The 26810-nt window shown below is 58.4% G+C and carries 23 protein-coding genes and 1 tRNA gene; 18 read left to right on the top strand and 6 right to left on the bottom strand.

The genetic code is table 11. The features are described from left to right. The first annotated feature begins 88 nt into the window (after positions 1-88). From EKM04_RS04275 to EKM04_RS04220, 12 genes are all read left to right on the top strand, one after another. On the top strand, positions 89-1657 hold the full coding sequence (locus EKM04_RS04275) for a DEAD/DEAH box helicase (protein ID WP_491074745.1): 1569 nt from the start codon (positions 89-91) through the stop codon (positions 1655-1657). Between the two features lie 2 nt (positions 1658-1659). Then, positions 1660-2076, top strand: a complete 417-nt coding sequence (locus EKM04_RS04270) for an NUDIX domain-containing protein (protein ID WP_183897438.1) — start codon at positions 1660-1662, stop codon at positions 2074-2076. Between the two features lie 136 nt (positions 2077-2212). After that, positions 2213-3307 carry a branched-chain amino acid ABC transporter substrate-binding protein gene (locus EKM04_RS04265; RefSeq protein ID WP_183897439.1) on the top strand — a complete coding sequence of 365 codons (1095 nt, stop codon included), beginning with the start codon at positions 2213-2215 and terminating at the stop codon, positions 3305-3307. Positions 3308-3416: 109 nt separating this feature from the next. Then, a complete protein-coding gene (gene rpe / locus EKM04_RS04260) occupies positions 3417-4094 on the top strand; it encodes a ribulose-phosphate 3-epimerase (protein WP_183897440.1) in 678 nt (225 codons plus the stop codon). Positions 4095-4217: 123 nt separating this feature from the next. Beyond that, the gene (gene purB, locus EKM04_RS04255) at positions 4218-5525 is read left to right on the top strand and encodes an adenylosuccinate lyase (RefSeq protein ID WP_183897441.1); all 1308 of its coding nucleotides are present in this window, start codon (positions 4218-4220) and stop codon (positions 5523-5525) included. 127 nt (positions 5526-5652) lie between these two features. Continuing rightward, positions 5653-6225, top strand: coding sequence for an RBBP9/YdeN family alpha/beta hydrolase (locus EKM04_RS04250; RefSeq protein ID WP_183897442.1), 573 nt, complete (start codon positions 5653-5655; stop codon positions 6223-6225). 157 nt (positions 6226-6382) lie between these two features. Further along, complete coding sequence (locus EKM04_RS04245) at positions 6383-8929, top strand: sensor domain-containing protein (RefSeq protein WP_252094041.1); 2547 nt, start codon at positions 6383-6385, stop codon at positions 8927-8929. A 24-nt stretch (positions 8930-8953) separates the two neighbouring features. Then, positions 8954-9181, top strand: a complete 228-nt coding sequence (locus tag EKM04_RS04240) for a hypothetical protein (RefSeq protein ID WP_183897443.1) — start codon at positions 8954-8956, stop codon at positions 9179-9181. Between the two features lie 123 nt (positions 9182-9304). Beyond that, complete coding sequence (gene purC, locus EKM04_RS04235) at positions 9305-10069, top strand: phosphoribosylaminoimidazolesuccinocarboxamide synthase (protein WP_045230303.1); 765 nt, start codon at positions 9305-9307, stop codon at positions 10067-10069. A gap of 17 nt (positions 10070-10086) precedes the next feature. Next, entirely contained in the window at positions 10087-10329 is a 243-nt protein-coding gene (gene purS / locus EKM04_RS04230) for a phosphoribosylformylglycinamidine synthase subunit PurS (RefSeq protein ID WP_174153070.1), read from the top strand. A 17-nt stretch (positions 10330-10346) separates the two neighbouring features. Further along, positions 10347-11018 (top strand): phosphoribosylformylglycinamidine synthase subunit PurQ, encoded by a 672-nt coding sequence (gene purQ, locus EKM04_RS04225; protein ID WP_183897444.1) that lies wholly within the window; start codon positions 10347-10349, stop codon positions 11016-11018. Positions 11019-11077: 59 nt separating this feature from the next. Then, positions 11078-11491, top strand: a complete 414-nt coding sequence (locus EKM04_RS04220) for a hypothetical protein (RefSeq protein WP_174153068.1) — start codon at positions 11078-11080, stop codon at positions 11489-11491. Positions 11492-11602: 111 nt separating this feature from the next. Here the strand turns inward: EKM04_RS04220 and EKM04_RS04215 are convergent, their stop codons facing one another. Beyond that, positions 11603-11902, bottom strand: coding sequence for a DUF1127 domain-containing protein (locus EKM04_RS04215; protein WP_174153067.1), 300 nt, complete (start codon positions 11900-11902; stop codon positions 11603-11605). 92 nt (positions 11903-11994) lie between these two features. Between EKM04_RS04215 and EKM04_RS04210 the strand changes: the two genes are divergently transcribed. From EKM04_RS04210 to EKM04_RS04200, 3 genes are all read left to right on the top strand, one after another. Further along, positions 11995-13413 (top strand): aminotransferase-like domain-containing protein, encoded by a 1419-nt coding sequence (locus tag EKM04_RS04210; protein ID WP_183897445.1) that lies wholly within the window; start codon positions 11995-11997, stop codon positions 13411-13413. A gap of 134 nt (positions 13414-13547) precedes the next feature. Beyond that, complete coding sequence (gene purL, locus EKM04_RS04205; protein ID WP_183897446.1) at positions 13548-15782, top strand: phosphoribosylformylglycinamidine synthase subunit PurL; 2235 nt, start codon at positions 13548-13550, stop codon at positions 15780-15782. A 15-nt stretch (positions 15783-15797) separates the two neighbouring features. Beyond that, the gene (locus EKM04_RS04200) at positions 15798-16031 is read left to right on the top strand and encodes a BolA/IbaG family iron-sulfur metabolism protein (protein ID WP_174153064.1); all 234 of its coding nucleotides are present in this window, start codon (positions 15798-15800) and stop codon (positions 16029-16031) included. Positions 16032-16084: 53 nt separating this feature from the next. Here EKM04_RS04200 and EKM04_RS04195 read toward each other — a convergent pair whose 3' ends face one another. Beyond that, positions 16085-17233 (bottom strand): hypothetical protein, encoded by a 1149-nt coding sequence (locus tag EKM04_RS04195; RefSeq protein ID WP_183897447.1) that lies wholly within the window; start codon positions 17231-17233, stop codon positions 16085-16087. Between the two features lie 102 nt (positions 17234-17335). Between EKM04_RS04195 and EKM04_RS04190 the strand changes: the two genes are divergently transcribed. Then, entirely contained in the window at positions 17336-17578 is a 243-nt protein-coding gene (locus EKM04_RS04190; RefSeq protein ID WP_174153062.1) for a hypothetical protein, read from the top strand. A gap of 96 nt (positions 17579-17674) precedes the next feature. Here EKM04_RS04190 and EKM04_RS04185 read toward each other — a convergent pair. Then, positions 17675-17759: transfer RNA gene (locus EKM04_RS04185), tRNA-Leu, on the bottom strand. A gap of 187 nt (positions 17760-17946) precedes the next feature. On the opposite strand from EKM04_RS04185, the gene lipB reads away from it, so the two are divergent. Then, positions 17947-18681, top strand: coding sequence for a lipoyl(octanoyl) transferase LipB (lipB, locus tag EKM04_RS04180; RefSeq protein WP_183897448.1), 735 nt, complete (start codon positions 17947-17949; stop codon positions 18679-18681). Positions 18682-18785: 104 nt separating this feature from the next. Beyond that, positions 18786-19850, top strand: coding sequence for an NAD(P)-dependent alcohol dehydrogenase (locus EKM04_RS04175; protein WP_183897449.1), 1065 nt, complete (start codon positions 18786-18788; stop codon positions 19848-19850). Positions 19851-20011: 161 nt separating this feature from the next. Here EKM04_RS04175 and EKM04_RS04170 read toward each other — a convergent pair whose 3' ends face one another. From EKM04_RS04170 to EKM04_RS04160, 3 genes are all read right to left on the bottom strand, one after another. Continuing rightward, complete coding sequence (locus EKM04_RS04170; protein WP_183897999.1) at positions 20012-21382, bottom strand: IS1182 family transposase; 1371 nt, start codon at positions 21380-21382, stop codon at positions 20012-20014. Positions 21383-21492: 110 nt separating this feature from the next. Then, entirely contained in the window at positions 21493-24006 is a 2514-nt protein-coding gene (locus EKM04_RS04165; RefSeq protein WP_183897264.1) for a GcvT family protein, read from the bottom strand. A gap of 166 nt (positions 24007-24172) precedes the next feature. Further along, on the bottom strand, positions 24173-26746 hold the full coding sequence (locus tag EKM04_RS04160) for a mechanosensitive ion channel family protein (RefSeq protein ID WP_183897263.1): 2574 nt from the start codon (positions 26744-26746) through the stop codon (positions 24173-24175). Between the last annotated feature and the right edge of the window lie 64 nt (positions 26747-26810).

Raw genomic sequence — 26810 nt, 5'->3', positions numbered from 1 at the left:
CCTGTCTTATTTTGGGATAAATCCCTGTTTCCTTGACTTTCTGGCTAATTCGGCCTATTTCGCCGCTACAGTCTGCGGCGTCGCCGTTATGACAGCTAAGTGTTCTTTTCGAACCAACACGGAAACAGTTTTTCCTTTGACAACATTCTCTGATCTTGGCCTGAGCCAAAAAGTTCTTTCTGCTATCGAAAGTGCCGGCTACACGATACCGACACCTATTCAAGAAGGCGCGATTCCGCCAGCGTTGGAACGACGCGACATTTGCGGCATCGCACAGACGGGTACGGGCAAGACCGCATCCTTCGTGCTGCCGATGCTGACCCTTCTGGAGAAAGGCCGTGCGCGCGCAAGAATGCCGCGAACCCTCATCCTTGAGCCGACACGCGAACTCGCCGCACAGGTGGCCGAGAACTTCGAAAAATACGGCAAGAACCATAAGCTCAACGTGGCCCTTCTCATCGGCGGCGTGTCCTTCGATGAGCAGGACCGCAAGCTGGAGCGCGGCGCAGACGTTCTGATCTGCACCCCAGGCCGCCTGCTCGATCATTGCGAACGCGGCAAGCTTCTGATGACCGGTGTCGAAATCCTCGTGATCGATGAAGCGGACCGCATGCTGGACATGGGGTTCATTCCCGATATCGAACGCATCGCAAAGATGATTCCTTTCACCCGTCAGACGCTGTTCTTCTCGGCCACCATGCCGCCGGAAATCCAGAAACTGGCCGACCGCTTCCTGCAGAACCCGGTTCGCATCGAAGTCGCAAAGCCATCGTCCACGGCAAAAACCGTCACGCAGCGCATCGTCGCCACGCATGACAAGGATTACGAGAAGCGCGCCATTCTGCGCGACCTCATCAATGCCCAGACGGACCTGAAGAACGCCATCATTTTCTGCAACCGTAAAAAGGACGTCGCCGACCTGTTCCGCTCGCTGGAACGTCACGGCTTCTCGGTCGGCGCTCTGCATGGCGATATGGACCAGAACTCGCGCACGAAAATGCTCGCGGGTTTCAAGGATAACCAGATTACCCTGCTCGTCGCTTCCGACGTCGCGGCTCGTGGCCTCGATATCCCTGATGTCAGCCACGTCTTCAACTTCGATGTTCCGATCCACGCGGAAGACTATGTCCACCGCATCGGTCGTACGGGTCGCGCAGGCCGCTCCGGCGCTGCGTTCACGCTCGTCAACCGCCGCGACACGAAGTATCTCGACGCCATCGAAAAGCTCATCAACGAGAAGATCGAATGGTTGAATGGTGACCTGACCGCCTTGCCGGAACCGATGGAAAGCTTCGCCTCGGAGCGTCCGCGCCGCGGCAAGGAAAAAGATCGTGAACGCGGTCGTGGCCGTGACAGAAACCGTCGCGATGCCGCTCCCCAGGTTCAGGCTGCAGCACCGCAGCCGGACATCGAAGAAAAGATCATTCAGCCAGCTGCCATCGTAGAGATCGCAGCCAATGGAGGCGACAAGTTGAAGGCAGAACGCAAGCACGAAAGAGCACCGCGCAATTTCGAGCGTAACCACAATTCTTCGCCACCTGCCAACGATGACAATCGCCGCCGGCACTACCGCGATCACGATGACGGCCCGACACCGGTCGGTTTCGGCGACGACATTCCTGCTTTCATGCTGATCGTCGCGACCGCAAAAGCCTGACCATGAAGCCCGGCATCGATTTCCCAGGTGTCGGCGCCGGCCTCGTCATCGAACGCGATGGCAAGGTGCTTCTCTACAAGCGCGTGAAGCCGCCTGAGGCAGGGCATTGGAGCATTGTGGGCGGCAAGGTCGACCACATGGAAACCGCACACATCGCTGCAAAACGCGAGGCCGAGGAAGAAACCGGCCTGACGATCGGTGACGTGCGCTTCCTTTGCGCCAGCGAGCAGATCATTCCCGCGGACGGACAACACTGGTTGTCGCTTATCTATCTGGCCGACGATATCCAGGGTGAACCCAGCCTGACCGAACCCGACAAGTTGTCGGATATGGGGTGGTTCGGGATGGACGATCTTCCTCAGCCCCTCTCCCTTTTTGCCCGCGATGCCTTCCGGCATCTACGCGATCGCAAGGCGTGAACCGGACTGAAGAGCCTATAGTGCTGAAAATACGCGAAAACTTCTGCTGGATGGACGTTTAAAAGGCATTGCCTCTTTTGCAAACCGTCCGGTGTCGATAAACATCGCATGACAGCTAGAGGAAAATCCCCGCGCCATGCATTTTATTCGCCTGCTCACCATTGCGGCCAGCCTCTCTCTGGCAGGTACAGCGAGTGCCGCGACAATCGGTGTCGTCGCGCCGCAGAGCGGACCTTACGAGATGCTCGGCCTGCAAATTCGCCAGGGCGTTAAAATTGCAGCGGCGAAAGTTGGCCTCGATGTCATGGAAATTCACGAAAGCTGCGAAGAGGGAAGCGGCGGGGCCATTGCCGACGGGTTGGTGGCTGCCAAGGTCAGTATCGTCGTCGGCTTCCTGTGCACTGAAACCCTGCCGGACGCGTTGCCAACGCTGAAAAACGCGGCCATTCCCGCGATGACCCTGTCCAGCCGCGCCTCAGGCCTGATGGAAGACACGCTCAAGAGCGGCTGGCCGCTGTTTCGTCTGGCACCATCCGAAAACGATGAATCGGAGGCCGTAATCGCCGCTATATTGCGCGATTGGAAGGGGCACTCCTTCGGTTTGATCGATGACGGCACCATCTACAGCCGCGAACTGGTGGATAAAATCCGCGCCAAGCTGGAAGAATCTGGTCTCAAGCCGACATTCACCGACACGATGCGTCCCGCGCAGGAGCAGCAGGTCGCATTGGTGCGGCGGCTGGCCCGCACCGGTATCACCCACGTCTTCATCGGCGCCGAGCGGAATGATGTCGCCATCATTGCGCGCGATGCCGCAGCGGAAAATGCTCCGCTGACCATTCTCTCGGGCGATACGATGCGGGCGGCCAACATCCCGGTCCCCATGCCCACAGGCGTGCTCGCCGTTACATTGCCGGATGTCTCAACGCTGCCATCGGCTGCCGATGCTGTGAGCGCGTTGCGCGCCGCCAATGTGGAGCCGGAGGGGTACACCCTGCCCGCCTTTGCCGTGACCCAGATCGCGGCAAAACTGGTCGAGCTCACACAGTCGGAAGGCAAGCCAGCCCCCACGCTTCTGGTTGGCACCACATTCGAGACCGTAATCGGTCCCATCGTTTTCAACGATCGCCATGAGCTGCAGACCAACCCTTACCGCCTCCAACAGTGGAACGGAACGGCTTTCGTACCTGTGGAACGTGCCGAGCGTTCAGCGCAATTGCCTCAGCCGTGATTGTTGATGCGACGTATCGGTGCTAAATGCGCACAATAAGGGATCGGTGACGAAGGACACTTTCCAAACTCCGTCAGCGTCTCACATGTTTATTCTAGGAGCTTTGCAGATGCCTCTTCCCGTGCGGATTGCCCCCTCCATCCTCGCCGCCAATTTCGCAAAACTTGGACAGGAAGTGGCCGATGTAACGGCAGCCGGTGCCGACTGGATTCATCTCGACATCATGGACGGTCACTTCGTTCCGAACATCTCGTTCGGGCCGGATGTCATCAAGGCGCTGCGTCCGTACAGTCAGGCGTTCTTCGATTGCCATCTGATGATTGCGCCCGCCGACCCCTATCTCGAAGCCTTCGCCAAGGCCGGCTGTGATGGCATCACGGTTCACGCCGAGGCAGGTCCGCATTTGCACCGTTCGTTGCAAACCATCCGCTCGCTCGGCAAGAAGGTCGGTGTGACGCTCAATCCCGCCACACCTCTATCGGTTCTGGAAAACGTGCTGGATGATGTCGATCTCATTCTCATCATGAGCGTCAACCCCGGCTTCGGCGGCCAGAAATTCATTCCCGCCATGCTGGACAAGATCCGCGCCGCCAAGTCACTGATCGGCAACAGGCCAATCGAACTGGAAGTCGATGGCGGCATTACCATAGCGACAGCCGGAAGTGTCATTGCCGCCGGTGCCAACGTACTGGTTGCGGGTTCTGCGATCTTCAAAGGTGACGGCGTGGATGATTACCGCACCATGGTCAGCGCCGTGCGCGCATCCGCCGAACAGGGTCGCAGCTAAGCGGCTCATCCCTCCATACATCTGCCCCTCGCCACATCGTTCCTTGCCCTCGAATGCGTTGAGATTGCCGGAACACTTTGCTAAAGGGGCAGACATGTTCCTTCCTGAGAGAAAGTCATTGCCATGATCCCTCGTTATTCCCGGCCGGAAATGGTCGCAATCTGGTCGCCGGAAACCAAGTTCCGGATCTGGTTCGAAATCGAGGCACATGCGTGTGATGCACTTGCAGACATCTGCGTCATCCCCAAGGAAGCCGCAAAGACCATTTGGGAAAAGGGCGGCGCTGCCGTGTTCGACGTTGCGCGGATCGATGAGATCGAGGCCGTCACAAAGCATGACGTCATCGCCTTCCTGACGCACTTGGCCGAATTCGTTGGCCCCGACAGCCGTTTCATCCACCAGGGCATGACATCGTCCGACGTTCTCGACACGACGCTCAATATCCAGTTGGTGCGCGCTGCCGATCTTTTGATTGCGGATATGGACCGCGTTCTGAACGCGCTGAAGACCCGCGCCTTCGAACATAAGGACACCGTCCGCATCGGTCGCAGCCACGGCATCCATGCCGAGCCGACGACGATGGGCCTGACCTTTGCCCGCTTCTATGCCGAGATGGACCGCAACCGCGCCCGCCTCGTCGCAGCCCGGGCTGAAATCGCAACCGGTGCCATCTCCGGCGCTGTCGGTACCTTCGCCAATATCGACCCATCGGTCGAAGAGCATGTCTGCAAGGCGCTTGGCCTCACTCCAGAGCCCGTCTCCACACAGGTGATTCCACGGGACCGCCACGCCATGTTCTTCGCAACGCTTGGCGTTATCGCATCATCCATCGAAAACGTAGCCATCGAAATCCGCCACATGCAGCGCACCGAGGTTTTGGAAGCCGAAGAGTTCTTCTCTCCGGGCCAGAAGGGCTCGTCCGCCATGCCGCACAAGCGCAACCCGGTGCTGACCGAGAACCTGACGGGCCTTGCTCGTCTCGTGCGCATGTCGGTGGTGCCCGCAATGGAAAACGTTGCCCTGTGGCACGAGCGCGATATCAGCCACTCCTCCGTCGAGCGCGCCATCGGCCCCGACACGACGATCACGCTGGATTTCGCACTGAACCGTCTGGCGGGCGTTGTCGAAAAGCTGGTGATTTACCCGGACAACATGCTCAAGAACATGAACAAGTTCCGTGGTCTCGTTCACTCACAGCGCGTTCTTCTGGCACTGACGCAAGCCGGTGTCTCTCGTGAAGACAGCTATCGTCTAGTCCAGCGCAACGCCATGCGCGTTTGGGAAGAAGGCAAGGACTTTCTGGAAGAGCTGCTCGCCGACGAAGAAGTGCGCGCCGCGCTGCCTGAAGACAAAATCCGCGAGAAGTTCGATCTGGGCTATCACACCAAGCACGTCGACACGATTTTCAATCGCGTCTTCGGCAAGGCATGAGGTCGAAAGACTTTCCTCCCTTCTCCGTCATCCTCGGGCTTGTCCCGAGGATGACGGAGAGAGGATTTACCGAAACGACACAAACCACCACCTTGATTGAAACCACGATGACACCGAGATATGCGGCATGAAAGCATCCGAAGCAGATATCCTCATCGTTCCCGGCTACACCAATTCCGGTCCAGAACACTGGCAAAGCCGCTGGCAGGAGAAACTCTCCACGGCACGCCGCGTGGAGCAGGCAGAATGGTCCAAGCCGGTCAGGGAGGATTGGGTGGCCAAGCTGGTCGCGGAGGTGAATGCCTGCACCAAGCCCGTGGTGCTGGTGGCGCATTCGCTCGGTGTGCCAACCGTTATGCATGCCCTGCCCCAAATCAAAGACAAGATTGCCGGTGCGATGTTCGTTGCCCCGCCTGATGTTGCAAACCCGGATATCCGCCCCAAGCACCTGATGACGTTTGGGCCCTATCCGCGCGATCCCCTGCCCTTTCCCACAATCACCATTGCCAGCCAGAACGACCCATTCGGCACCTACGAGCATGCGGGCGATATTGCCAATGCCTGGGGCTCGACATTGATCGATGCGGGCATGTCAGGCCACATCAATGCCGAATCGGGTCACGGCCCCTGGCCAGAGGGCACGATGGTGTTCGCGCAGTTTCTCAGCAAGCTGAAACCGCCTGCCGCATTTCACGACTGACTTTGTTGAATGGTCGCGCAAAACCGCGATTATCACTTGTAACACAGAATTTTCCACACCTCCCTTTTAACCACGGCTTAAGTCTGCAACAATAACCTGTAAAATAGGCAGCGCGCGTTCACGTGCGTTTTAATCGTTTTAACGATGGCAGGATCGTGTGAACCCAGATCTCTTGCTGAAAGATATACTCGACGCCCTGCCTGTTCCCTCCATCCAGATTTGGCCCGGCGGTGACATCGCCTACCTGCCGCCTAACGCCCCCTCTCTGCCCCATTGCAGTAACCCTGCGCATCTTCTGGATTTCATCCACGCAGATGACAGAGTGCGCGTGGCAGAAGCGCTCCATTCTCTTGCAGGTCGATCACCTGTAACGTTGGAGGCGCAACTTGTGGGCATACCGTCTGCCCCCCGATATGCGCTCCTGTCTTTCTCCTTTTTCCAGGCAGGCGACCTTAAAACCGTGCTTGTCCAGTTTACCGATGTCACGCCTCAGAGGTTGCGCGAACAGGAGATAGCGCAGCGCGAAAGCCGCTGGAATAGCGCACTGGTCAGTTCGCTATCGGGCGTCTGGGACCAGAACTTCGTCACCGGCGAGATGTACGGCTCGGAAACATGGCGCGCTATTCGGGGCATGACGGCAGAGGATGAGATCGAGACGGATTTCGAGCGCTGGGTCGACTTGGTCCACCCCGATGATCGCGAACACACATTGCACTGCATCGAGAGGCAGAACGCAGGCGACCCGGCCTATACAGCATTCCAGTATCGCGAGCGGCACAAGGATGGCCACTGGGTATGGATCGAATGTCGCGGGGCCTGTATCGAGCGTGACGAATACGGCAAGGCCGTGCGGATCGTGGGCACGGATACCGACGTGTCGGAACGCAAGGCGACGGAAAGCGAGATGGAGCGCATATCGCGCCATCTGAAAGTCGCGCTCGAGGCCTCGCAGGTCGGCGTTTTCGAGGTCGATTTTGAGGCTGGTGAGACGATCTGGGACGACCGCATGTGTGAGATATACGAGGTTGACCCCGCCACGCCCGTGAAAATCGGCGGCTTGTGGGAAACCCGTGTTCACCCCGATGATTTGGCACGCGTCGACACCAACGTGTCAAACAAGATCAAGGAGCTTCAGCCCTTCTCGGAAGAGTATCGGATCGTCAGGGCGGATGGCTCGCTCCGCTATGTGCGTGCGCGTTCGCTTCCTTTCATCGATGAGGATGGCCGCAAGAAGATGATCGGTGTGAACTGGGATGTGACAGCGGATGTGCAACTGCGCAATGACCTGGAACGCGCCCGCATGCTGGCAGAAGCGCGCGCCTGCGAACTGGAGGCGGCCAAGCTGAGCATCGAGCACAATGCGATGCACGATTATCTGACCGATTTGCCAAACCGCCGCTATCTCGACACCATTCTGGAACGCCGAACCCAGGCAGCCGATAGAACCGGCCCTGGCATCGCCGTCCTGCATATCGGGCTCGACCGTTTCAAGCAGATCAATGACACGCTGGGCCACCGCGCCGGCGATGGGATGCTCAGGCACGTCGCGGACATGCTGCGCAAAAACTTGAAGACCAACGAGTTCATAGCCCGCATCGGCGGCGACGAATTCGTGCTTCTGTCACCCTTCAATGGCAACACCCGCAAGATTGCGTCCATCGCAGACAGACTGGTGAAGGAACTGCGAAAGCCTGTCCTGTATGATGGGCAGGAGTGCCGCTTCGGTGCCAGCATCGGCATCGCCTGCGGCATGGACCCGAATTTCGATTACAAGCAGCTTCTGCTCAATGCGGATATGGCCTTGTACAATGCGAAAAAAAGCGGACGCAATCGCTATGAGTTCTTCTCGTCCGATACGCAGGACTGGCTGATCAACACAAAACGGGTCTCAGACGAAATTCTGATGGCACTGGAGCGAGACGAGTTCGTTCCCTACTACCAGTTCCAGTTCGATACCCATACGCTGGACATCTCCGGTGTCGAAACGCTGGCACGCTGGAACCACCCGGTAGAGGGGATCCTTTCCCCGGACAAATTCCTGGATATTGCAGAAGACCTCGACGTGGTCTCCACCATCGATGGCGTCATTCTGGAAAAGGCGATCATCGACTTCAAACGTTGGCGTTCGACTGGTCTGCCCATACCAAAGGTGTCGGTCAACGTCTCGGCACGGCGCCTGCATGATCCGCTGCTGACCAAAACACTGGATGGGCTCAAGATGGAGCCGGGCACATTGTCCTTCGAGTTGCTGGAATCGATCTTTCTGGACGAGAGCAACGAGATCGCCCTTTCGAACCTGCAGAAGCTGCGGACGCTTGGCATCGATATCGAAATCGATGACTTCGGTACTGGCCACGCCTCGATCATCAGCCTGTTGAAGGTCAACCCCACCACGCTCAAGGTTGACCGTGAGCTCGTGAAGCTTGCGTCCCAATCCATCGAGCAGCGAAAGCTTCTGGGCTCCATCATCGATATCGGTCACTCTCTCGGCATCAAGGTCATCGCCGAAGGGGTGGAGACCGCAGACCATATTCGCATCCTTCAACACCTGAACTGCGATTCGCTTCAGGGATACGCCCTGTGTCGCCCGCTTCCGGCAGATGAGGTCCGCACCTTTGTCACAAACGAGGGCTGGAGAACCGCACCCTTCGCCATTCAGCGATCGTCACGGGCCATGGAACACGCAGCGGCACTGCCCAAATGAAGACCGCATGTGGACAACACAGCTATGGCCAAAGTTGGCCACGCGAAGAAGGCAATCGAATACCCGCTGACTGCGTTGCGAACACCTGTCATCTGCCATGCATATTTTGTACATTTTCAGCATCGGCATAAATTTGGCCGTGTTTTACTGCTTGTTATTGTCGCACACTCTGCCCAAATCGTTTTTGGCAGAAATAAACCTGTTGAAAAGGCCCAACGGCGGGACGACAGTCTCGTAGAAGCAGCAGGCTAGGGCCACAATCGAAGCGAACGCAGCCCCTGCCTCATTGTCGAATGGCTTCTTTTCCGTTATGGGACCGCTTCAATACACGAAACGAACGCCGCCCATCCGGCGCCAACCAAGAGATTTGTTAATATGAACCGTCGCCGCCGTATTTACGAAGGCAAGGCCAAGATCCTTTACGAAGGTCCAGAGCCAGGAACTCTCATCCAGTTCTTCAAGGACGACGCAACCGCCTTCAACAAGAAAAAGCACGAGGTCATCGACGGCAAGGGTGTTCTGAACAATCGTATTTCGGAATATCTTTTCACGCACCTCAACAAGATCGGCATTCCCACGCACTTCATCCGCCGCCTCAACATGCGCGAGCAGTTGATCAAGGAAGTGGAGATGATCCCGCTCGAGATCGTCGTGCGAAATGTTGCCGCCGGCTCTCTTTCCAAACGGTTGGGTATCGATGAAGGCGTGGTTCTGCCGCGCTCCATCATCGAGTTCTATTACAAGTCCGACGCGCTCGAAGACCCGATGGTCTCCGAAGAGCACATCACCGCATTCGGCTGGGCAAACCCGGCGGAGCTTGATGACATCATGGCGCTTGCCATTCGCGTCAACGACTTCCTGTCCGGTCTTTTCCTCGGCGTCGGCATTCAGCTCGTCGATTTCAAGATCGAATGCGGCCGCCTTTACGAAGGCGATATGATGCGCATCATTCTGGCCGACGAGATTTCCCCAGATAGCTGCCGTCTGTGGGATATCGAGACGCAGGAAAAAATGGACAAGGACCGTTTTCGCCGCGATATGGGTGGGCTTCTGGAAGCCTATTCGGAAGTCGCGCGCCGTCTCGGCATCATCAACGAAAATGAACCGATCCGCGGCACGGGCCCGGTTCTGGTCAAGTGAATTCAGGAGAGTATCAGGTGATCAAGGCACGGGTGACTGTTACGCTGAAAAACGGCGTTCTCGATCCGCAGGGTAAGGCAATCGAAGGCGCTCTCGGTAGCCTCGGTTTCGATGGTGTTGGTCATGTTCGTCAGGGCAAGGTCTTCGATCTTGAACTGAACGTGGCCGATCGGGCGAAAGCCGAGGCCGACCTGAAAGCGATGTGCGAAAAGCTCCTCGCCAACACGGTGATTGAAAACTACTCTATCGCTATTCTCTGACGCTCAGGAGCCGTCCCATGAAATCCGCAGTCGTCCAGCTTCCGGGCCTCAATCGTGACCGTGACATGATCGCGGCTTTGACACGGATTTCCGGCAAGGCACCTGTCACCATCTGGCAGACGGAAACCGACATTCCCGATGTCGACCTCATCGTCATTCCCGGTGGCTTCTCCTATGGCGATTACCTGCGCTGCGGCGCCATCGCCGCACGGATGCCCGTCATGCAGGCTATCAGGGAAAAGGCTGACAAAGGCGTCAAGGTTCTCGGCGTCTGCAACGGCTTCCAGATCCTGGTCGAAGCAGGTATGCTGCCCGGCGCATTGATGCGCAATTCTTCGCTCAAATTCGTCTGTCGTGAAGTGAAGCTGGAAGTCGTCAACAGCGACACCGAATTCACCCGCGCCTACGACAAGGGCCAGATCATTCGCTCTCCGGTCGCCCATCATGATGGCAATTACTTCGTGGAACCGGAACAGCTCAAGTCTTTGGAAGACAAGGGTCAGGTCGTGTTCCGCTACGCCGATGGCACCAACCCCAACGGCTCGCTCAACGATATCGCCGGCATCATCAATGCCCAAGGCAACGTGCTCGGCATGATGCCGCACCCGGAAAATCTTATCGAAGCCGCCCATGGCGGTAATGACGGGCGCGGCATTTTTGCTTCCGCCCTTGGCGTCATCGCAGCGTAAATATTAACAAAGCCGGGTTACACCGGCTTTGTTGTATTTCACTTACATGGATTGAAGCGATGAACCGCCTGCCCCTTCGTAGCGCATTGAACATTGCAGGCCTTGGCCTGGTGGCTCTCTCTGTCGCTGCTTGCCAGTCCGACAGAAAACCGGCCACCTCCGCATCCACATCGCAAGCAGCACTCCCGGTCATGGAGCGCGTCGCACTGGGTGCCAATGCCTGCTGGTTCAAGTCAGGCGACCCGGCGTTCAAGGCCTACCGCCTCGCGCCTGAGCTCAATTCCTTCTCCGGCCGCCCCCGCATTCTGCTGGTGCCGCGCAACAGCCCGGAATCGCGCCCCATGCTCGTCGTGCAGGCGGAAGGTAACCCTGCCAAGATCGACGCTTTCGGCCCTGCCATGAACGAACCGCATTCGGCCCGCATCTCCACCGACGTCAAGCGTTGGGCGAACGGCGGCAAGGGCTGCTCGTAAACAGAAAACCCGCCCGCGCCGGTTGGGACTGGCGCATGGCGGGCTCTGCCGACAATGGTGTGCAGCGCCAGGGGGAATTTGGCGATGCTTGCGGCAGAAAAGTAGGCGGGTTCAACGTGGCGGTGTGAGCCAGGACGAAAACAACGCTTTTTGAGCCTCCCTCAACGCCTGCTCACGTGTTACGCCAATGTCATGCAATTGCTCGTTCGCCAATTCCCGAAGCGCCAGTCTGCCCGACCGTTTGCTCTGCCAGGAGCCAATCACCGCGATCAATCGCCCAAACACGCCCTGCGCAACGACAGCCGATTTCGGATCGACCATATCGCCACTATCGCGAAACATCCGTTCGCGCTGGTACCCATCCGGATACATTGTATCTATTGCCTGATTGTATTGATCCATCTTGAGCATATTGTACCTCTCAACGCAAACGCGCCTTCATTCATCCGTTTCACTACAGATACAATTGACATAATAATGAATACAATGCATATATTGTCACCATGACAAATTGGACACCAGACCTCTCCAACGGCACAGGCCCGCTTTACATCAAGCTCGCAGATAGCATCGAAGCTGCGATCTCCGACGGGACCTTGCCCGCTGGCGCAAAGCTGCCGCCCCAGAGAAATCTCGCCTTTGATCTGGGCGTGACGATCGGCACCATCAGCCGCGCCTACGCACTCATCCATGAGCGTGGCCTTGTCAGTGGTGAGGTGGGGCGAGGCACCTATGTGAACACGAGCATCACGCCAAGCCCTACGGCCAAACTGGAACGCGCAGTCGCCTCCTTCGGCGGCACGCGGCCAACCTCGGACACGCCCAATCGATATCGCCTGAACACGACAGCCGCACCCGATGTCGGACAGAACGTGCTGATCGATCGCCATATTTCGAATATCGTTCAGGAATGCTCCTTCCAGATCACCGATTATGCGAGAGCGTTTCCGCAGGAATGGTCGCAGGCCGGGGTTCGCTGGCTGTCACAGGGAGATTGGTCGCCGACGGCAGACAACATCGTGCCGACACTTGGCGCGCATGCGGCCATCATGGGCGTCATCACCGCCATGACCTCGCCCGGAGACCGCATTGTTTTCGAGGCGGCGACCTATTCCCAGATTGCAAGGGCCGCCATTTTGGCCGGTCGCCGTGCATCCGTCGTGGACAGTGACGAGGAGGGTATCATTCCCGAAGACTTCGAGCGGGTCTGTGCGCAACAGCACCCGAAAATGGTCTTTCTCATGCCAACGGGCCAGAACCCGACCTGCGCCATTCTGCCCGCCGAGCGTCGCCGCGCCGTTGCCGATATCGCCCGCCGTTACAATGTCTGGATCATCGAAGACAATCTCTACGGCGCCTTGGTCACTGATCAGCCGCCAATGATCGCACAGTTCGCGCCGGATCTCACCTTCGTCGTCGGCGGTCTGTCGAAATCGGTTTCGGCCGGCGTGCGCGGCGGCTGGGTTGCCTGCCCGTCAAATTTCGCGTCGCGCATTCGCATTTCCCACGCCATGATGACGGGCGGCCTCCCGTTCCTGTTGGCGGAACTTTGCGCACGCCTCGTCAATAGCGGCGATGCACACGACATTCTCAAAGACTGCACCGCCGAAATCAACGCGCGTGAGCAGATCGCCCGACGTAGTTTCTCCGACTTCGAGTTCAACTCCCTGCCGGATATTCCCTTTCTTTGGCTCAAGCTGCCGGAGCCATGGTTGTCTGGCACCTTCCGCAGCGCCGCGATGAAGGAAGGCATCCTTATCGATGACGAGGATGAGTTCAAAGCTGGACGTTCGGAAAAAGTCTTTCATCGCGTCCGCATCAGCTTTTCGGCACCCAGAACCCGGCGCGAGCTGACTGACGCTTTCGATATTCTGCGTCAACTGCTGGACAACGGCTCCGCAGGCTACGAAGGCGTAGCCTGAGACGGCAGCCGTCAACGAAAATAGGGGTGAACTCAGCTTTTGCGATGACCTCAGGGCATTTTCCTGTCGCACCTTGCCGCCTCTTGCGGTAAACAACCGAAAACTCCCGTACCGGCTCGAACCCCGTGAGACCTATGACACTTCCAAATCATATCCAGATCACCCCGGAACTCATTGCATCCCATGGGCTGAAGCCCGACGAATACCAGCGCATTCTCGACCTCATCGGACGCGAACCGAGCTTTACCGAACTCGGTATCTTCTCCGCGATGTGGAACGAGCATTGCTCTTACAAGTCTTCCAAGAAATGGCTGAAGACACTGCCGACCACCGGTCCGCGCGTCATTCAGGGTCCCGGCGAAAACGCTGGCGTCGTCGATATCGATGATGGCGATGTCGTCGTTTTCAAGATGGAAAGCCACAACCATCCGTCGTACATCGAGCCCTATCAGGGCGCGGCCACCGGCGTCGGCGGCATTCTTCGCGACGTCTTTACCATGGGCGCACGCCCCATCGCCGCCATGAATGCGCTGCGCTTCGGCGCACCTGACCATCCAAAAACCCGCCACCTGGTGGCTGGTGTCGTCGCGGGTGTCGGCGGTTACGGCAACTCCTTCGGCGTCCCAACGGTTGGCGGCGAAGTCGAGTTCGACGCGCGCTATAACGGCAACATCCTTGTCAACGCATTCGCGGCTGGTCTGGCCAAGTCCGACGCCATCTTCCTGTCGGAAGCCAAGGGCGTCGGCCTGCCGGTCGTCTATCTCGGCGCAAAGACGGGCCGCGATGGCGTCGGCGGTGCCACAATGGCCTCTGCCGAATTCGACGAATCCATCGAGGAAAAGCGCCCCACCGTTCAGGTCGGTGACCCCTTCACCGAAAAGTGCCTGCTGGAAGCCTGCCTTGAACTGATGAAGACAGGCGCCGTCATCGCCATTCAGGATATGGGTGCCGCTGGCCTCACCTGCTCTGCGGTTGAAATGGGCGCCAAGGGCGACCTCGGCATCGAGCTGAACCTCGATCAGGTTCCGGTTCGCGAAGAGCGCATGACCGCTTATGAAATGATGCTGTCGGAAAGCCAGGAGCGCATGCTTATGGTTCTGGAGCCATCCAAGGAAGAGGTCGCCAAGGCGATCTTCGTCAAATGGGGTCTGGACTTCGCCATCGTCGGCAAGACAACGGACGACCTGCGCTTCCGCGTTCTGCACAATGGCGAGGAAGTCGCCAACCTGCCGATTAAGGAACTGGGCGACGAAGCCCCGGAATATGATCGCCCGTGGACGCCTGCCAAGGTGCCTGCACCGCTGGCTGAGAACGATGTTCCAGACGCCGATATTGCAGACGCTCTCCTCAAGCTCGTCGGTTCCGCCAACAACTCTTCGCGCCGCTGGGTATACGAGCAGTACGACACGCTTATCCAGGGCAACTCCCTGCAGCTGCCCGGCGGTGATGCCGGTGTGGTGCGCGTCGACGGTCATGCCACCAAGGCACTCGCCTTCTCGTCTGACGTGACCCCGCGCTATGTGGAGGCAGACGCCTTCGAAGGCGGCAAGCAGGCGGTTGCCGAATGCTGGCGCAACATCACGGCCACCGGTGCGTTGCCGCTGGCGGCCACCGATAATCTCAACTTTGGCAACCCGGAAAAGCCCGAAATCATGAGCCAGCTCGTTCATGCCATCAAGGGCATCGGTGAAGCCTGCATTGCGCTGGAGTTCCCCATCGTGTCCGGCAATGTCTCGCTTTACAACGAGACCAACGGACAGGCGATCCTGCCCACCCCAACCATCGGCGGCGTCGGCTTGCTGGGCGACTGGGCAAAGATGGCGCGCATTCGCTTCGCAGCCAGCGATGAGGTCATTCTTCTCGCCGGCGCACCGGAGGGTCTTGGCCTTCATATCGCCCAATCCGTCTATATGCGCGACATTCACGACCGCACCGATGGCCCTGCCCCACACGTCGACCTCACCCATGAAAAGAAAACGGGCGATTTCGTTCGCTCCGCCATCACCGAAGGTCTGACGACAGCTGTCCACGATTGCTCATCCGGCGGCCTCGCGCTTGCTGTAGCCGAAATGGCAATGGCATCCGACATCGGTGCGACCATCGATGCGGTCGAGCATCACAATCCGGTTCTGACCTTCTACGGCGAAGATCAGGGCCGCTACGTCCTGACCGTCAGTCAGGACAATCTGGAAACCGTGAAAACCCGTGCGGCGTCGGCGGGTGTTTCGCTCGCGATAATCGGCAAGACCGGCGGCTCATCCGTAAAGCTGGGTAAGGCGCGCGCAGTCGAGATTAATGAATTGCGCAATGCCCATGAATCATGGTTCCCTCAGTTCATGGATGGCGAGTTTCTCGCCGCTGCAGAATAATCGAGGAGACAGACTATGCCCATGAAGCCCGGCGACATTGAGGACATGATTAAGGCCGGTATTCCCGGCTCGAAGGTAACCATCCGTGATCTGGCCGGTGACGGCGATCACTACGCGGCAGAAGTCGTGGCGGAAGCCTTCAAGGGAAAGACGCGGGTGCAGCAGCACCAGATGGTCTATGACGCGCTGAAGGGCAATATGGGCGGCGTTCTGCATGCTCTGGCACTTCAGACCTCAGCACCGGAATAACCAACGGCCGTTTTCGAAATCAAAGGCCTGCGCGAGACCCTCGCGCGGGCCTTTTACATGCGAGGCGGCTTGTCGGAGCGCAGGTTCGCAAAGGATGCCGCAGGCAACGGCCCCGCTGTCAGCAGTGTGAAGTCAAAACCGGATTTGCGGTCGGAACCCAGCACATACTGGCGGTGCATGCGCAAGAAATTGGTTTTGTTCTTTTTGTAGCGGTCTTCAGAGAGAGAATGCTTGAAACGGATCGGCACGATCTTCGGCTGGTCCGCCTCGCCGTGCCCCGTCAGCTTCGCTGTGTGGCACTTATAGAGATGGATGGGATCGGTCAGGCACTGGATATCGAACCAGTTCACATGCGCATGCCGCGCCATGACGCCAATGCTGTGGCGCAGCCGTGATGCACTGGAGAGCAGGCCGCATTGAAGCGCCGCACCACCCAGCGTCACGAACGAGACATGGCGATTATCGAAGGCATCCGGTTTCAGCTCCAGTACCCGGCCTGCAACGGCCAGCGCCAGACTTGCCCCCATGCTATGGGAAACGAACAGAACCTCGTCTGCGCCCTGCTCCAACGCCGTCAGCACGTCCCGTGCCTTGCCTTCGATCCAGTCCCGCGCAATCGGCTCGTCACGCCCCAACGCCAATGCAAAACGCCAGTCGGCAAACAGATGCAGCGTGTGAAACCGCTCCGAAAACGGCATGACGCCTCTTGCAAAGAGGAGGTAACCAAGAGGAACGGTAAGAAGGCAGAAAAGTATGGACATACCTGCGAGCAGCGGCAGCGCCGCAATCAGGAGAGCGGCGACGATACCCAGCGAGATGAAGAGAAACGGGAACAGAAAAAACAGACCGAAGCGCCAGGCATGGCGGAAATAGGCAAGAGCGCCACCTTCTCGGATGATCCCTGCTCCAGCCTTGAAACCAAGTCCGATCTGTTTCCAGACAGATGCGGCACGCAGCTTTGAGATCAGGTCGTTGTGGTCGTGAATGAAGATGGTGGATTGCGTGGCATGCCCGTCATGGTCCGCTGTGATATCCATACGGCTACCGCAGGTCGTCTGGCTGATGCCGTTCACGGTGTAATCGACCCCAAAAGTCTTTCCGGATTGCGCTGCACTGCGCTCATAGCGCCGCTGATGCGCTGCTGCGTCGAGAGGGTCGAAACCGGGAAAATAAAAGACGAGTCGCGACGAGACCTTCGCCATGAAAAGCAATCCTAAAACGGGCAACCCCGAAAGATCGCTTGATACGTCGGGCGTCGCACCTATATTGTAAATGATGACATTTTATAGGCATGAGAGGCGCAGTTGTCGAAAATCGTTGACCAATTGATCAGTGGCGTCATTAAAGGCGCAATGTCCGAGATCCTCAAGAAAACCGGTGTCCGGCAGACACGCCGCACGAAGCGTCGGGCGAAAGCCAGTACATCGCTCGGTGGCGGCATTGTCGGTCGTGTTCTCAAGGCAGCTTTGGGCGACAGGAAGACCCGCGTCGCCAAGAAACAGGTCAGCAAACGCCGCACAGCCGCAGCCAGAAGTCGCCAGCGCTGATCGGCATCACCAAGCGGTAAGCGCTTGCGTCTTCACATGAACAAACGTGCCGAACATATTGCGAGAAAAGAAAAAACCCGCCGAAGCGGGTTTCTTTGGTGCGGTCGAGAAGACTCGAACTTCCACGGGTTGCCCCACAGCGACCTCAACGCTGCGCGTCTACCAATTCCGCCACGACCGCATCGTGGTAGAGCCGACTTGCGCCGACGAAGGTGCATGTACCAAAAGCACTTTGGGTGCACAAGAGCGTCATGACAGATTTTTGAAATTAAAAATCAGGCACATCCATCCTATAGGAAAGAAGCCCGCAAATGCCGGGCTTGCGGCCTTGAAATCATTCTGCGAGAAGGCTGTGGAAAGGACTTTTCATGCTGACACGCACCGATATCCAGACAGATATGTTCGCTGTTGCGGGGTCTCCACCCATCCGCTGGCGAATCTCCGATATTCCAGTGCCCTACGAAGAGGCAAGCGCTGAGATGGAGCGTGAGGTCGCCGCCATTGCGGCAGGTGAAGCCAGCGAACTTGCCTGGCTGCTGGAGCACCCGCCCCTTTACACCGCAGGCACCAGCGCCAACGCAGCAGACCTCATACAGCCTGACCGTTTTCCGGTGTACGCCACAGGTCGCGGCGGAGAATACACCTATCACGGCCCCGGCCAGCGTGTCGTCTACGTGATGCTGGATCTCAAGCGCCGAAAACAGGATGTGCGCGCCTATGTGGCTGCGCTGGAAGACGTCATCATCCGCACGCTCGACAAGATGAATGTGCGTGGCGAACGTCGTGAAGACCGGGTCGGTGTGTGGGTGCGTCGTCCCGAAAAGCTGCCATTGCCGGACGGTACCGTCAGCGAGGACAAAATCGCGGCTCTCGGCATTCGCCTGCGGAAATGGGTGAGCTTCCACGGACTGTCGATCAACGTCGATCCCGACCTGTCGCATTTTACCGGCATCGTTCCCTGCGGCATCACGCAATATGGCGTGACAAGTCTTGTCGATCTGGGATTGCTGGTTATGATGGGAGATGTCGATGTTCTCTTGCGCCAGTCCTTCGAAGAGGTCTTCGGCGCAACGGAAAATGAAGCGACGCGACTGACCGGCTGAGGCCCCGTCGCAACCTTCTGTATCGACCGACGTTTGCAACACGCAGCGCTGGACATAGCCGGCTGCCTGCTCCCATCCGATAAACCTTAGACAGGTGACATTTCATGTTCACAACATCAGCCTACGCCTGCGATGATGGCTCATCCCCGCTGAAACTCGCGACCATCAAGCGCCGTGATCCCGGCCCGCGCGACGTAGAGATCGAAATCGAATTTTGCGGCGTTTGCCACTCGGATATTCACACGGCCCGCGCAGAATGGCCAGGCTCGCTTTTCCCGTGTGTCCCGGGACACGAAATCGTCGGCCGCGTTGGCCGTGTCGGTTCTGACGTCACCAAGTTCAAGACCGGCGACCGTGTCGGCGTTGGCTGCATCGTGGATAGCTGCCGCGGCTGTGACAGCTGTGCCGAAGGTCTCGAGCAATATTGCGAAAACGGCATGACCGGCACCTACAACTCGCCGGATAAGCCCATGGGCGATGGCGCCCACACGCTCGGTGGTTATTCCTCGCATGTGGTCGTTGATGACCGTTACGTGCTGAACATCCCCGAAGGTCTCGATGCAGCAGCAGCAGCCCCGCTGCTATGCGCTGGCATCACCACCTACTCCCCGCTTCGCCACTGGAATGCCGGTCCCGGCACACGTGTCGGCGTCGTCGGTCTGGGTGGTCTCGGCCACATGGCCGTCAAGATCGCCAGCGCCATGGGTGCAACGGTCGTCATGATCACCACCTCCCCCGGCAAGGCGGATGACGCCAAGAAGCTGGGCGCAGACGAGGTCATCGTGTCGAAAGATCCGGAGCAGATGAAAAAGGCGACCGCAAGCCTCGACCTCATCATCGACGCCGTGGCCGCAGACCATAACATCGACTCCTATCTGGCCCTGTTGAAGCGCGATGGTGCGTTGGTACAGGTCGGCGCGCCCGAAAAGCCACTCTCCGTCCACGCCTTCAGCCTCATTCCGGGCCGCAAGACCTTTGCCGGTTCCATGATCGGCGGCATTGCAGAAACACAGGAAATGCTGGATTTCTGCGCTGAGAAGGGCATCACTGCCGAAATCGAGATGATCAATATCGATCAGATCAATGAAGCCTATGAGCGCATGATCAAGAGCGATGTGCGCTACCGCTTCGTCATCGACATGAACAGCCTGCCAAAACAGGCCGCATGATTTAGGCCGTCTGAAAGCGAAAAACCCGCCGATATCTTCGGCGGGTTCAGACTGCTGACAAACCCGCCGATTTTTGTCGGTGGGTTTTTGCGTTTTTGGGCTTCTCGTTCAGGTGGTGTTTTCGCGAGCTGGATGGCGCAATCCGGCGAGGGGTGAGCCCCTCATCCCCAGGCTGGTTTAGGGGCTTTCGTCATCGCCATTGCGATCTTCTTGATGTTCTGCGCGGCGGCTGCCAGCAGGCATTGCCACCTGACCTTGATGAGGCCGCGGAAGCGGGCATAGCGGTGCCCGTGGAGTTGTTTGGCATCGGCGAAGGAACGCTCGACCGTCTCCTTCCGCCGTTTATAAATCGCCTTGCCCCACGGTGTCTTGCGGTTCATGTCGGTGCGCTCGCGGGCATGCTGCCAGACGTGCCGGGTGATGATCCGCTCAGCCTTGGCGTTGCTCGTGCACGATGCCAGAAGCGGGCAGTCGCGGCACACTGACGGGTCCGAGCGGTAGTGCTTGTAGCCGTTGCGGTCGGTGGTGGCGTAAAGGAGCAACTGGCCTTCAGGACAACGATAGCCATCGGCCTCGGGCTCGTAGACGAACTTCGATTTGGCGACCATCCCCTCTCTGGGCGGGGTCGGCCTGCGATAGCCGGTCACGCCGAGGATTTGCCTGTCCTCCAGCCCCTTGGCGATGCCTGCCGTAGCGTAGCCCGCATCGAGCCCGACAGCACCGACATTCAACTCGAAGCGTGTCCGTTGCCGGTCGAGCCGCTCCAGATAGACGATACTATCATGCACATTCGCCGGCGTCACATGGGTATCGGTGATGATGGCATGGCGGCCATCGACCGTGCGATGATCGAGATAGAAGAAGCCCTTGGGCTTGCCGTCGCGTACCATATAACCGCTGTCCGGATCGGTACGTGACACCTTGGTTTCCTTTACCTCCGGCTCGCGCTCTTTCTCCTTCAGCGGCTTCTGGCCATGCGCTGTGCGCTCCATCTCGATCGCCCGGTCGAGGTCGGCCCAGTAGTCGGCCCGCGATTTCTTCAGCATCTCCAAGTCGTACTTGCCCTTGTTGGCATTGGCCTTCAGATGGGTCGAATCCGTGTAGAGCACCGTGCCATCCACCAGGCCGTGGCGGATCGCCTGTTCAACGATGGCATCGAAGATGTCCTGCGCCACCGACGTGTCGTTGAAGCGGCGGCGGCGGTTCTGGGAAAGCGTCGAGGCATCGAAGACTGGGTCGGCCAGCTTCATGCGCAAGAACCACCGATAGGCGACGTTCACCTCGATCTCGCGCACCAACTGCCGTTCCGAGCGCACCCCGAACAGGTAGCCAATGAACAGCGCCTTGAACATCAACGTCGGGTCCAGCGGCGGGCGGCCATTGTCGGCGCAGTAAAGGCCGACAACGCGGTCATGGATGAAGGAGAAGTCGATCACCGCATCGATCTTACGAAGCAGGTGATCCTTCGGGACCAGGCTGTCGAGCGTTACCATCTCGAGAGCCGTCTGTTCGGGAGCAGGTTTCTTCAACATGTCCCAATGAATCATAACCCCCCCGATGTGACCAGGGGTTTGTCAGCAGTCTGACCCGCCGATATCTTCGGCGGGTTTTTCTTTGAGCGGCGGATAAAAGACGAGGAAGACTATCCGCGCAGCATCGCATTGTCAGGATCGAACGGACTTTCAACCACGACTTCGGCATCGTAGAGATCACCGAGAATCTTGATCTTCAGCTTGGTTCCAACGGCCGAATGGTCAGGTGACAGCATGGCAAGCGCAAGCGATTTGCCAATGCGCCAGCCAAAGCCGCCGGATGTGGCGCGACCAACGACCTCGCCCGCATCGTTGTAGATCGCTTCAGACCCACGTGCGTCCACCGTTGTGTTGCCCGTGACCACAAGCGTCGCGAAAATCCACTTGAGGCCCTTTTCCTTGCCCGCGACCACGGCGTCACGACCAATGAACTGCTTTTCGGGCTTGATGAAGCGGTCTAGGCCCGACGTGTAGGCATTGTATTCGACCGACAGCTCACGGCCCATGTTACGGTAGGATTTTTCCAGCGACATCGACACCATCGCACGGATGCCGAAAGGCTTGATCCCGAATTCGGCACCCGCCTCCATCAAACGGTCGAAGATATAGGTCTGCATTTCGATGGGGTGGTGAAGTTCCCAGCCCAACTCGCCCACGAAATTGACGCGAAGCGCATGCGCCGTCGCCACGCCAACCGAAATCTCCTTGGCCGTCAGCCACGGAAAATCCTTGTTATCCAGGCTGGTGCGGGTCAGCTTCTTCAGCACCTCACGCGACTTCGGACCAGCCAAGGCCAGAACGCCATACTTCTGGGTGATGGGCTGGAGAATGACCGAGCCATCCGTCGGCGCTAAACGGCGCAGCACGTCATGGTCGTGGCTTTCCAGACCACCGGCAGAGACCAAATAGAATCGGCCCGGCGCCCATTCATAGACGGTGAATTCTGCTTTCACCCCGCCATCCTTGGTCAAAAGATGCGTCAGCGCGATACGGCCGCGTTTCTTAGGAATGGCGTTGGCAAGAATGCTGTCCAGCCAAGCACGCGCACCGGAGCCAGACACCTCCATCTTGGCAAAGGCCGACATATCCAGCACACCGACATGCTGGTTGACGTGCTTTACCTCATTCCCCACATGCTCGAAGTAATTCGAACGACGGAACGACCACTTCTCAACGATACGGCCATCGTCCAGCGCAGGTGCGTGGTTGTGGTTGGTCAGAACATCCGCGCCAACCCCCAACTCCTCCGGCTTCAGCGCGTAACCGTCCGGCACAAACCAGTTGGCGCGCTCCCAGCCGTAGACGCTGCCGAACACGCCGCCGAGTTTCTTGAGGCGATCATAGATCGGCGTTGTCTTCAGGGGACGGGCAGCGCTGCGCTCTTCGTCCGGATAGTGCATGGTGAAGACGTTGGCATAGGCCTCCTCGTTCTTGGCAATGAGGTAGCCTTCAGTCGCGTAAGGCCCGAAACGGCGCGGATCGACACCCATCAGATCGAGCGTCGGCTCGCCATCGACAATCCATTCCGCCAACTGCCAGCCCGCACCACCGGCCGCAGTGATGCCGAAGGAGTGGCCCTCGTTCAGCCAGAAGTTCTTCAGCCCCGGTGCAGGTCCGACAATCGGGTTGCCGTCCGGCGTGTAGGCAATGGCACCATTATAGACCTTCTTGATGCCAACTTCACCGAAGGCCGGAACGCGCGCAATGGCCGCTTCGATATGCGGCATGAGCCGATCGAGCTCTTCCTGAAACAGTTCGTACTCGCTCTGGTCCGATGGGCCGTCGACATAACAGACGGGTGCGCCGACCTCGTACGGACCGAGAATGAGACCGCCTGCCTCCTCGCGCATGTACCAGGCGCTGTCGGATTCGCGTAAGACCCCCATTTCCGGCAGGCCCTGTTTGCGGCGTTCCAGAATGGCCGGGTGCGGTTCGGTCACGATGTATTGGTGCTCGACTGGAATGACCGGGATATTGATGCCCACCATTTCGCCGGTCTTGCGGGCAAAATTGCCGGTGCAGGAGATCACATGCTCGGCAATGATCTCACCCTTGTCGGTCGTCACCTTCCAGTGACCGTCCTCAAGCTGCTCCAGCGCGGTGACGGTGGTGTTTCGGTAGATGGTGGCCCCACGGTCGCGCGCGCCCTTGGCCAGCGCCTGTGTGAGGTCTGCGGGCTGGATATAGCCGTCATCAGGATGCTGGATCGCACCGAGCAGCCCCTCTGTCTCGCACAGCGGCCAGACCTCCTTGACCTCTTCCGGCGTCAGCATCTTGACGTTGACGCCGATGGTTTCGGCAATGCCGGAATAATACATATACTCGTCCCAGCGGTCTTTGGTGCGGGCGAGACGAATATTGGAAACCTTGGAGAACCCGACATTCATGCCGGTTTCTTCCTGAAGCTCCTCGTAGAACTTCACCGAATATTTGTGGATCTGGCCGACGGAGTAGCTCATGTTGAACAATGGCAGCAGGCCCGCAGCGTGCCAGGTGGAGCCCGATGTCAGCTCCTTGCGCTCGATCAGGACGACGTCGTTCCAGCCCTTTTTGGCCAGATGATAGAGCGTCGAAACACCGACGACGCCGCCACCGATCACCACCGCCCGTGCATGTGTCTTCATGATGCATATTCCCCTTGAGGCAACTCACCCGCGTTTTCGCAGGCGTCATCGAACCAGTATGGGCAAGACTATGCAATGTCGCACCGCTACCCAAACGCCTGATTACGACATGCAAAAGGCTCGCCGCGACGGCGAGCCTTTTGCCAATTTCCAGGCTTCGGGAGAGTCAGGATCTGCGGTTACGCGCAGAGGCTCTTGGTGTCTCGTTTTCCACGTCCTTGGTTGGTTTATCCCGATCATCGGGCTTGGGCATTTCCTGCTGCGGCGTCGCGGCAGCTGCGGTTTTGGACACAAGCATCTTGTTGCCGTCTTCTTCTGCCAGGGCGTCCAGCGCGTGCAAATTGGCGTCACCATCGACATGAATATTTACATTGCGCTGCCTCATGGGAATGCTGATTCCTTCCTGGTGGAACCGCTTCAAAATCTCCATGCGAAGATTGTTCTTGACTGTCAGGCCATGGTTGAGATCGGAGAGATGGAAACGCAGCTCGAAGTCCAGTGAAAACTCTCCGAACCGCAGAAATTCCACATGCGGCTCCGGATTGCGCAGGACGGGAGTTTGTTTCTTCACCAGCTCCAGCAGAATATCCATCACCCGTTGTGGGTCAGTGTCGTAGGAAACGGAAACCGGAATTTCCCCGCGCTGGATGCGGTTTCTATGCGTCCAGTTACCCACCGAGGAATTGATGAATTCCGAGTTGGGGACGATGATCGACTGACCGCGGAAGGTTTCGATCTCGGTTGCACGCACGGACAGACGCTTGACCGTTCCCTCGACCGTCCCCGTCACCACCCAGTCACCCACCTTGAACGGACGCTCAACCAGCAGAATGAGGCCGGACACGAAATTCGACACGATGTTCTGGAGGCCGAAACCGATACCGACCGACAGGGCCGAGGCAACGAGCGCGAGGCTGGAGAGATCGAGACCGGCCGATGAGATACCAAAGATCGCGGCGACGACGACGCCCAGATAGCCGATGCCGGTACCAACCGAGTTGCGCACACCGGCGTCCACCTGGCCGCGCGCCATGACGTTTCTGTCGAGCCATTTCTGGAACCAGCGGGTCACGGCATAACCGACGACGAAGACGAGAATGCCGGTGATGATGCTGATCAGCGAGATGGAGGTCTTGCCGATGGAGAAGCCCGTCAGCAACCGGTAGGCCCAGCTTTCGATATCGCCAGGCTGGAAGCCCCAGGAAAACAGCACCAGCGGAACGCCGAACGCCAGAGCCGCGCAATAGATGCCGAGCCCGGCAGCCAGACCGGCCTGATCCAGCGGCACGGGTCCAAGGCCAAAACGTCTGCCCAGATAGCGCCCGACCAGCGTTTCGGCAAAGATGCCCTGCTTGGAAATGGCGCGGCCGGAGAGGATACCGATATACACCGTCGCCAGGACGGCACCCGTCGAAACGATCTGCGTCGCCAGGAACCGGGCAAGCCCGACATAGCCGGTGAGACACGCGCCGATCAGCAAAAGGCCGCCGACGCGCAGCAGGCTCGAAAGCCAGCGCGGCATGCGTTTATCGCGACCGTCTCCTTCGATATCCGTGCTGGCCAACGGTTTCACGAATGACAGGGCAAACAGAATGATGCCGATGATGATGGAGGCGACGAAGCTTTTGGCGACAGTGAGAATGAGCGGCGAATTCAGCGTCTCGCTGATCGTGCTGAACAGGTAGTCGAGGCCGTTGACCAGGGCCATGACAAGCATGGCCGACGACAGAATATGCGCCCCCCGGGTCGATACCTTGAGCAGCCGCCACTCGGGCTGCGTCGGCGAAAAGATCGCGTAGGTCAGCCTTGAGACGAAATAGACGAAGGCGACCACTGACATCGCCACGAAGACGATCGGCGCGATGTCGGGTCGCAAGACCCCGAAATTATCGAGAAGGAATGCCGATACCGATACGAACAGGAACACCGACATCGACTGCACCACGGTAGACCAAAACGCAACCGACAGACGTCGCAGATAGGTCGGCGCACCCGAAAACGCGCGCCGCTCCATCCGATGCCCCAGAAAGCGGTAGCCGCCGACCATAAACAACAAGGCAGCCAAGACGGAAAGAGAAACGGCGCCGAACATCGACACCCGCTTGTAGTTCCAAACGAAGATGGCCCAGCCGGTCAGAGAACTGCTGAGTGACGAAATTTCGCCGACGAACTCCGTGCCCGCTTCCGCCAGAACGGGCAGCGATATTTCCGTGCGCTTGAACAGTGTCGCGGCAAAAAGCTCACGGCGAAGATTGGTGATGGTATTGGAAAGTCGCGAGGCACTGGTCGAGACGCTCTCAGCATCACCCAGAACGGCGTTGATCTGCGCTTTTTCCGCAGTCAGCTTGTTGCGCTCGTCGGTCACGACGCTGGCTTCGGGCGGCTGGCCCTCCTTGGGCGGCTCCCCGAGCGACGTGATACGCGTGCTGATTTCGTCCAGCCTGGCGCGCAGGTGGCCGACGGTCGCGGCAGCGTTGCCTGCCAGATCATCGGCCTTACCCTTCAGGTCGACGAGCTTCATATCGTCGTTGCCCTTGTTGTCGATCTGCTCGGTGATGTCGGCCAGGGTCGCCTTGTCTTTGACGAGGCGTGCCTCTGCCTTCTGCGCAACCGACAATGCGGCGTCTTCGCTGGCAGCCTGCGGCGTTTGCGCCGAAACGATTTGTGCCGGAAGCGCCCACAACGCCATGAATGCAAACAGGACAGGCAGTAAACGCCCAGACCCTCTGGAGAATATCATCTGTGAATGCCCTTCACTCTTTCCGAATCACTGCGCCAACGTAATTGGCGTCTCGAAGGTTTCA

Origin of the sequence: Rhizobium skierniewicense Ch11, assembly GCF_023757665.1 — a bacterium.
GTDB lineage: Bacteria > Pseudomonadota > Alphaproteobacteria > Rhizobiales > Rhizobiaceae > Agrobacterium > Agrobacterium skierniewicense.
This window is presented reverse-complemented; position numbering and strand designations above follow the sequence as displayed.